Source organism: Endozoicomonas sp. ONNA1, from assembly GCF_024606325.1.
Classification (GTDB): Bacteria; Pseudomonadota; Gammaproteobacteria; order Pseudomonadales; family Endozoicomonadaceae; genus Endozoicomonas_A.
The window spans coordinates 1-1277 of the sequence record NZ_JAHHPN010000880.1; the positions used below are offsets into that span (position 1 = coordinate 1).

General features: G+C 46.7%; 3 protein-coding genes. 2 read left to right on the forward strand and 1 reads right to left on the reverse strand.

Features of this window, described 5'->3' with window-relative positions; genetic code table 11:
• Both KDK19_RS20900 and KDK19_RS20905 read left to right on the forward strand, forming a co-directional pair.
• Window positions 1-324, forward strand: a 324-nt coding sequence (locus tag KDK19_RS20900) for a hypothetical protein (RefSeq protein WP_257292861.1), incomplete at its 5' end; no start/stop codon positions are given.
• A 74-nt stretch (window positions 325-398) separates the two neighbouring features.
• Window positions 399-728: a hypothetical protein gene (locus KDK19_RS20905; RefSeq protein WP_257292862.1), complete on the forward strand. Its 330-nt coding sequence runs from the start codon at window positions 399-401 to the stop codon at window positions 726-728.
• A 175-nt stretch (window positions 729-903) separates the two neighbouring features.
• Here KDK19_RS20905 and KDK19_RS20910 read toward each other — a convergent pair whose 3' ends face one another.
• Window positions 904-1227, reverse strand: a complete 324-nt coding sequence (locus KDK19_RS20910) for a hypothetical protein (RefSeq protein WP_257292863.1) — start codon at window positions 1225-1227, stop codon at window positions 904-906.
• Window positions 1228-1277 lie beyond the last annotated feature (50 nt).

The following is a 1277-nucleotide window of genomic DNA, read 5'->3' on the forward strand; positions in this document are numbered from 1 at the left end:
GCTCTGGACAATGGCAAACGCCTCGGTATGGAAGATGCTTTCAAGAAGAAGGATCACCCTTTTCGGGTCGCCATCGTTTGCGCTATGTGGCTCACCGGTTTTGATGTGCCAACGCTTTCAACGCTCTACCTCGACAAGCCACTGAAGGCTCATACTTTGATGCAGGCAATTGCCCGTGCTAATCGGGTTGCAGAGGGCAAGAGCAACGGCCTGATTGTGGATTATTGCGGCATTCTGAAGAGTTTGCGTAAAGCACTGAGTACTTTCGCCGGTCGTGGGGATAAAGGCCGTGACAACGATGATGATGGGGTGGCAGAGTCATAAAAAGGTTTGTAGAGGGGTGTTGGTCCGCTCCCGATTATTATTATCATCTCCGACAGGGTGGCCATGTTGAAGCTATGAGGTCTCATACCTCTGGCCAGTTCTTTGTTCATCTTGATATTCGTCAGTTTTTCTCATCCATTAACAGAAGCCGTATTACCCGCTCATTGAAGCCACGCATAGGTTATGAGCGTGCCAGAGAGATAGCCATTGCCTCAACTGTACCGGCACCCAATACAGATGGTTCAGCCTACATTCTGCCTTATGGCTTTGTACAGTCCCCAATACTTGCATCAATCTGCCTGCGTTACAGCAAATTGGGCACAGTACTCCATGAGTTGAGCAAGGCAAAAAAACGACGGTCAGTGTTTATGTTGACGACATCATTATTTCGACGCAGTCTCTGAAAGAAGCTGAAGATGCCCTGGCTCAGGTGAAAGGCGCAGCAAAGAAGTCAAGGTTACCTTTAAACTCAGACAAGGAAGAAGGACCAGCCCAAAAGATCACAGCTTTCAATATCGAGCTTTCCAATTCATCCATTGCTCTAAGTGAAGAAAGGCTGGATCTGTTTCTGAAGGCTTATCATGAGTCAGAAAGCAAGTACCAGAAAGAAGGTATTCTCGGATATATCCACTCTTTCATAAGGCCGGAGTTGCCAAGATTGTGTAACCAACGTTCAAGCTTGGCCTTCACAGAGTTGGTGGGTGCTTTCTTTGGCGATCCAAGGAAATATTTTCTCAGGGTTTTCTCACTAATACCTGTTTCTATGCCGGTTTCCTTCTCCAGAAACTTGAATATAGCTGTACCCTCTGGAGCACCCCAGAGGCTGGTATAAGTGGATACTGGTAGAAAAAAGAAAAGCGGGGATATCAGCATCAGGTCATCAGATACAGAAGAGTCTTCCATCGTCTGCTACCAATCAGGTTCAATCTTTTTTGTATGAGAATAAGCCGAAC